This is a genomic window from Bradyrhizobium sp. Ec3.3, from assembly GCF_000472925.1.
GTDB lineage: Bacteria > Pseudomonadota > Alphaproteobacteria > Rhizobiales > Xanthobacteraceae > Bradyrhizobium.
Genome location: NZ_AXAS01000129.1, coordinates 1 through 6,074, shown reverse-complemented (window position 1 = coordinate 6,074; position 6,074 = coordinate 1). Strand labels below are relative to the sequence as shown.

Genomic DNA, 6,074 nt, shown 5'->3' with positions numbered 1-6,074 from the left:
CGCCGTCTCAACTATCTGATCTGGTGGGCCGGCGGTCACATCCGGCCCGCAGTTCGCGGATAGCCTTCGGGCATCTTGGTGAGCTGGTTGGAGCTAGTTGGAACGGACAATGCGTATGTCGGTGCGTGCGCGCAGATTGCGGGCGGAAGAGTTCCGGCGGCTCGAGCGGGGTTACCTGCAACAGGCCGAGCATTCGCCGGGAGGGCTCGAACAAGACAGCTTGCTCAATCTCGCTCGGGGTTTCGGATATGCGGCCGAGCAAATCGAGAAACGCGCGGTGATCGGCAAGACCATGGGTCCCTGCGCCATCGCCGCGCTCGCACTCCTTGCCGTGCTGTACATTCCTTAGGTTGCTCCCGCGCGCGGCGAGGGCATCAGCCATGGCCTCGCACCGGCCTCGATCGCCGCGACGATGCGGTCGGTGAGATGCTGGTGAATATCGAAGCGTTCCTTGCTGTCGTCTCTCCTTTGTTTGCGGCCGTCGGCCGTGCCTGGCGACCGAAGGGACGCGGAGGGACGGACGCCGCACACCGAGAGGTGCGCGCCTGCGCGCGAGGGACTGACCCTTGCGGCGGACGGTTATCCGTGCGCGTTAGGTTCTATCTGCAGGCCTTTTTGCGACACGCACCAAAAATCAACACACTTATAAATCGGCAACATAGGATGGTCTTCGCCATTGTCGAATTCGAGGCCACGTAGATCTCATGCGAAAAACCCCTGCCGATTGCTCGACAGGGGCGCTCTCAACACTTGCCTTCATTTGCACTTCGTTAGCTGCGGAAAGCTTCCATTCTACGGGAGCCTGAGCGGCCTCTTGCCGCCCGCCGTGACGGACGCTTTGGCGTCTTGGCCAATTCTTCCTTGGCGCCAAGAAGTTCGGCGATGACGGTCTCGGGCGGAGTCAGAAGCAGCTTGCTCTGTTCGCCGCCGCCGAAGTCGCGCCATTTGAGCCTGGTCTTGTAGGGCTTTGCGGGATTGAAGCTCTCGGTCGGCTCGAACGTCTCGACCCTGAACACGATCTCCCGATTGACGGCGACGCTGTCCTCGGCGAACAGATGCAGTTCGTGCTCGGTTGCGAACTCCTGCGGTGTCTGTTCGGTGAGAACAACGTCGCGATTGAGCAAAACGAGGCGCGCCTTGAAGTCCTTTTCCGGCTTGAACTCTGGATTGGCGGAAGGATCGAAGGGCTCGACGAACGCGACCTGCTCGACGGGGACCAGTCTTTTACCGATGGTGACGACTTTCATGGACATCTCCTTTGTTGTGGTTGATAGGAGATTCCGGTTTAGCGAAGTCGCACAGTATTTCGGATAGGAAGGATTGGGAATCAGAACGGAAGAATTGGGAATGTGTGGCACTCGCTCGCGGACACCTCTGGGGAGCGCGAGCGACAGCGGCTTAAAATTTCAACATCAATTGCGGAGACGATATGTAGTTGGCGACGGCTCCATAGAGCGTTGGGCCGAGAACATCGTGCACTTTGTCTGCCGGAATCCAGTTGGCTGCTTTGACTTTCGAGTCCGTCAGATTCACGGCCTCGCTCTCGATCGCCCGAAATCCGACATAGTGCACGTGGGCACCTGAAACCGGATGCCGCCTCTTACCGATAAGAAACGCGTCAGCTGCAACTACCCCGGTTTCTTCTCGCAATTCGCGTCGTGCTGCATCGGGAACGCTCTCCTGCTTCTCGACTTTGCCTCCGGGAAACACCCATTTTGGGCAACGCCCATCGTCGTCAGAGCGCTCAATAACGAGCACGTCCCGGCGAGGTCCGCGATCACGAACCACGACAGCCAAAGCGATCTTCTTCCAGTCACCCTTGGTTCGCATGCCGTTTCGACCACCAACATAAAAAATACCAATTCTCCAATAGCTTAATCGTGCCCACCCCGGACAACGCAATCAACCACAGTTTCACTACTCGCCGTTCGCTTTTTCCGCAAGAGGGGCAGCTCACCTACGCCCGCTTGTGATGCAATAATGCATCAGAACAATCAAAGGGTGCTATTTCGCGGATTTCGAAGGGCTATCCGACGGTTAGGCCTTCGCGACCTGGGTCTTGAGAAATTTCTCGACCTCGGGAGAAAGATGAGCCCCTACAGCACGAATGGCTCGGCCTATGGGCGTCCACTCGACTGCCGAATTCTCAACAGGATCGCCATTGATGATTGGCAGATCACCGGCCGGCTCGAGGTGGTAGTATACGCAATGAAACTTTGTGAGCGGATGCACGCGTTCGCCGATTTTCCCCGCCACCGTGCAGGCAATGCCAGCCTCTTCCTGCACTTCCTTCTCGATGACATCGACTTCGACGTCCGTGGGCAGCTTTTTTCCCGAAGGGAACATCCAGTTCAATCCCTCAGTATTTTTGTTCCGCCTAACGAGCAGAACCTTGCCGTCATTGCAGACGATGCCGACGACGATGCGAAACGACGCCACGTTCGTTTCTTCGATAACTTCCGCCAAGCCTTGGTTCCTCGTTGTCTTGACGCGCATGCCGATACGTAAAGCTTCTGCTTCTTGGATAGAAGCCAGTTCATCAGGCGATAGCGGGGGATCAGTTGCGCGCCGCAAACCGGCGATGGTCAGTTCACCATATCCTTAGGCAAGGTTATGATCCCAATCGGATCGATCGCAAAGTAGTCTGGGTCGGACGCCTGTTCACGACGTTACTATCCAGCCGATACCACCCAGTGCAAAGACGCCAATCGCACCCCAAAAGCCCGCCACTCTATCACCCCAAAGTTCTCAGCAACCCTACGCCTGCATGGCTGCTACTTCCGCTCAACTGGCGTCCCAGTCCTGTGCGAAGGGCCTTGCGGCAGAGCGTTCACGGCCAATCGCGGTTCTTGACGCAAAGCGCGTCGAGCTCAAGATCAAAGAAGCCAATCTCTGCACGTTCTGGGGGTTGGGGATCATTGAAGTGTAGCGTATGTCCACGCACGCCGGTCAGTACCACTACATGCTTATCCTCCGGTGCTAGCGTTACCGCAGCCCAGATTGGCCCTCGCCTCCGCAACGTCTCGGCGATGAAATTTGGGGTAAATCCGCCATATGGCTTTTCGAGCCACTCCAATCCTTCGATCAAAGCCAAATCGTCAAAACAGTTTCGGGGGAGGCCTAAGTCGGGCCGCCAAAGCATGGGCAAACCCAGGCGGGGCCCCGCGCGAAAGTAATAGGACACCATACAAGCGGAAGCATACCAACACGCGCAATCCCCAGACCGCCGCATAATTCCCTGGTAATCTCGTCGCATGATCGGTTGGCCATCATAACCATGCTCTTGGCCGACAAGCGGAACATTCAAACGTATGTTTAGCACAGCACACCTCAATAAGTTTAAGGCGAGTCGAGCAAATAGCGCGCCAAGCGCATTCATTCCTTTCGCGCCCCGCGAACAACTACGAGATAAAATAGTCTCCTCGCTGGTAGCGATGGTGGTGCAGGGACCTGGGCGAGCGTCGCAACACTGCTGCAGACAGCGAAGATGAACCACGTCGATCCGTTCGCCTGGCTCGTCTAACGCTTTAGCGTATCGCCAACGGTAGGCCCGTTGTGGCGACTACAAGTTCTAGTAGTTGACCAGTGCAACGCTTTTCGGGCCGAATCTCTCGCACGCTGGCACTACCTAGACGATCGATTCCAATAATCCTGCGCTAGAACTGATTGAGTGTTGGCGGACTCCTCGGTCGAGGGCTTCTTCTCCAAGTTTGCTCGCTCGGTATTGCGCCACATCCGGGTGACATCAAAACACGAGCTGAAGCAGCGCATCATAGCCGGCATCGACGACGTCAGCGGCCATCCGGTCATCCATACTTGGTCCTACAAACTCGCCGAGGCTGCCTGATATGATTCGAACCAAGGAAACGCTCAGGTAGATGCTACGAATACTCCCTGACGTAAGGATAGCTTCGAATGGCAGAACCGGTACGGCCCGTGCCGTCACAAGTGACGGGCGATCATATCTGGCCCGCGCAACGCAGCTCGCTGAAAAGCTGGCAACGGCCCTTATTGACGAAGATGTTTCAGACGCAACGTTGACCATAGCATTTCTGACGGGCGGCGTCGTCAATCATCACGCCCGCGATGCCGACGAGGCTCATGAGATGTTGGACAAAATCCGCCAGCTTAAAGACCGCCTGCTGGCAAGAACGATGGGGGCTGGTCCGCCTACGCTGCAATGACGTTTGCTCGATGCGCGCGCCAGCTCGGCGGGGCAATTCGCGGCGAGCAGGGGTGCTGCGCGCCCTACCCGGCAAAACCGAGCGAGCCGGCGCTGGCGCAAGCTGGCTGAACGATTCCAGAATGCGCTTAACTATCGCGCAAAAGAAGCAGACTCCTGGCCGAATCGAGCGCTATATCTGGATAATTCAGTCGCAACATGTGTTTGGTGTTTCATGGACGAGGATTTCTATCGGGCGCGGGCTTCGCAGGTTCGCGACATCGCTGAAACGGCTGATCCGTTTACGAAGCAACGCCTCTTGAAGCTTGCCGATCAATACGAAGTCTGGGCGGGTAACCCATCGCGTGCATCCCGCTCGTTAGCTCGGCCGATTCCGCTTCCGTCCACGCCGACGCGTGGCAAGACCTGAGCGGCCCGCCACGTCGGAAACCGAAGTCACACCGGATACCGCGCAGTGATCGCCAACGGACACGGTTGCGCATGCAACCGGAACTAGGCCAGCGCCAATGAGCAGGGGTTGGCCGTCACAGGCCGGAAAACGAGCGGGGCTGGCGCGGGCCGGAGCGCAGCGACGACACGGCCCGCCGTTTTCCGCCCTCATCCTCATGAGGGGCTTGGCCTTGACGGCCTGGGGGCCGCTAGGCCCCTGTGGGGCGCTGCGACGGCGCATCGCCCACCTGAAATGGCACCCGGGCCGCGTGAGCATAGCGACGTCCTCGCGCGCGGGGACGGCACGCGGAACGGGTGCAGCGGTGAGACCGGTTAAAAGGGCACCCGACAGGATGGGCAGTGATGGCGATCACAGAAGGCGAGCCCCTCCTGCGAGTGTCCCCGGCGAGGCGCACCTTATGTCTTGCGCGAGGCGATCGTGACCCGACGGGCCGAGGCGTGAGACTCGGTGAGCGCAGCTCATAGAGCCCGCTGCGCATGGTGGACGCGCCCGAGATGAGAAGCGTGCTCCTCCATTTAAGCCGCGCCATGTGTTTCATTCCCGCCGGTTTGCACCATCCTCGGCAACGTGCCGCAAGCAACTCGCGCTCGTTCGATTGGCTTTTGGAAGGCGCACGCTTCCCTCCCCGCCGCAACAGCCTCCATCACAGGGCGCGGTCGTCGGCCCATCTTCTTATCTCAAAGATCGTCATCATCCGAGACCATCGCCGTGATCCCGTCATATTTCCAGAGAGGCAGACTGTCTTCCACGAGGAGTTCAGCACCATCGCATCCCCACGGAAGCACCTGCACGAGCTCGCATATCAACCGCAAGGCAAAGCGCCGGTCATGGCGCTCTTGCGCATCCAAACGCAACGCTTCTGGCCCGGCCCCGGTTCGGCGCTTGCGGGCAGAAGCGGACATCAACCTGCCGACGCCCCCGCTGTATCCGTCGAAAATGGTAGAGTCGAGATGTGGCGCGGTGGCTTTAGGCTGCACATATCTGTTTCCGCCTCTTTCGTCTGGCGGTGCCTTAGTGGTGCAGCCGTGACTCCGTTTCCACATCCCGCTCGTCGAACCGGACAGGCAGATCTCCCGCATCCGGCTCTCGGACAAGACCTCACGCCTTCACCCACGGCNGGTCGCGACCAAGCGCGGTTAGACGTTCGAGCNCGAAGTGCCCGTAAAGGTGCGAGAGTGGATAGGTCCCGCCCCTGCGTCGCCTGACCTTGTGCTTGCTGCGTAACCACCGGCGTAACCGCACAGCGGTGTAGTTGTCGATCGCGCGATACGCTTTGATGACGGTGCCTACGTTGAAGTAGTTCGCCCATCCGCGCAGCGNGCGGTTCAACTTCGCCACCAACTCTGTGGTGTCTTGCCCTAACCCAGTTCGAGCCGTCAGCGCATGAATGGTTTCAACCATGCGCTTGATGCTTTTCTTCGATGGCCGGTACCCCAGGCG

The 6,074-nt window shown here is 58.7% G+C and carries 9 protein-coding genes; 3 read left to right on the top strand and 6 right to left on the bottom strand.

Translation table 11 applies throughout. The features are described 5' to 3' along the window. Positions 1–115: 115 nt before the first annotated feature. Positions 116–349 carry a hypothetical protein gene (locus tag YUU_RS0145325; RefSeq protein WP_156944937.1) on the top strand — a complete coding sequence of 78 codons (234 nt, stop codon included), beginning with the start codon at positions 116–118 and terminating at the stop codon, positions 347–349. A gap of 421 nt (positions 350–770) precedes the next feature. Here the strand turns inward: YUU_RS0145325 and YUU_RS0145315 are convergent, their stop codons facing one another. The 4 genes from YUU_RS0145315 to YUU_RS63145 form a co-directional block, all read right to left on the bottom strand. Continuing rightward, entirely contained in the window at positions 771–1,247 is a 477-nt protein-coding gene (locus YUU_RS0145315; RefSeq protein ID WP_156944936.1) for a hypothetical protein, read from the bottom strand. Between the two features lie 151 nt (positions 1,248–1,398). After that, on the bottom strand, positions 1,399–1,830 hold the full coding sequence (locus tag YUU_RS55685) for an NUDIX hydrolase (RefSeq protein ID WP_051390279.1): 432 nt from the start codon (positions 1,828–1,830) through the stop codon (positions 1,399–1,401). A 207-nt stretch (positions 1,831–2,037) separates the two neighbouring features. Further along, complete coding sequence (locus YUU_RS55680; RefSeq protein ID WP_198031974.1) at positions 2,038–2,466, bottom strand: NUDIX domain-containing protein; 429 nt, start codon at positions 2,464–2,466, stop codon at positions 2,038–2,040. Between the two features lie 364 nt (positions 2,467–2,830). Then, positions 2,831–3,232 carry a papain-like cysteine protease family protein gene (locus YUU_RS63145; protein WP_371260603.1) on the bottom strand — a complete coding sequence of 134 codons (402 nt, stop codon included), beginning with the start codon at positions 3,230–3,232 and terminating at the stop codon, positions 2,831–2,833. Positions 3,233–3,673: 441 nt separating this feature from the next. Between YUU_RS63145 and YUU_RS59875 the strand changes: the two genes are divergently transcribed. Then, positions 3,674–3,847, top strand: a complete 174-nt coding sequence (locus tag YUU_RS59875; RefSeq protein ID WP_198031973.1) for a hypothetical protein — start codon at positions 3,674–3,676, stop codon at positions 3,845–3,847. A 190-nt stretch (positions 3,848–4,037) separates the two neighbouring features. After that, positions 4,038–4,184, top strand: a complete 147-nt coding sequence (locus YUU_RS60935) for a hypothetical protein (RefSeq protein ID WP_210164197.1) — start codon at positions 4,038–4,040, stop codon at positions 4,182–4,184. A gap of 1,127 nt (positions 4,185–5,311) precedes the next feature. Here YUU_RS60935 and YUU_RS59870 read toward each other — a convergent pair. After that, positions 5,312–5,611 (bottom strand): hypothetical protein, encoded by a 300-nt coding sequence (locus YUU_RS59870; RefSeq protein WP_156944935.1) that lies wholly within the window; start codon positions 5,609–5,611, stop codon positions 5,312–5,314. A gap of 121 nt (positions 5,612–5,732) precedes the next feature. Beyond that, a partial coding sequence (locus YUU_RS54430; RefSeq protein ID WP_035665178.1) for a group II intron maturase-specific domain-containing protein occupies positions 5,733–6,074 on the bottom strand: 342 nt, incomplete at its 5' end.

Bases quoted from the DNA above. Each gene is read 5' to 3' on its own strand.
- YUU_RS0145325 (WP_156944937.1), top strand. From the start codon at position 116: ATGTCGGTGCGTGCGCGCAGATTGCGGGCGGAAGAGTTCCGGCGGCTC.
- YUU_RS0145315 (WP_156944936.1), bottom strand. From the start codon at position 1,247: ATGAAAGTCGTCACCATCGGTAAAAGACTGGTCCCCGTCGAGCAGGTC.
- YUU_RS55685 (WP_051390279.1), bottom strand. From the start codon at position 1,830: ATGCGAACCAAGGGTGACTGGAAGAAGATCGCTTTGGCTGTCGTGGTT.
- YUU_RS63145 (WP_371260603.1), bottom strand. From the start codon at position 3,232: ATGCGGCGGTCTGGGGATTGCGCGTGTTGGTATGCTTCCGCTTGTATG.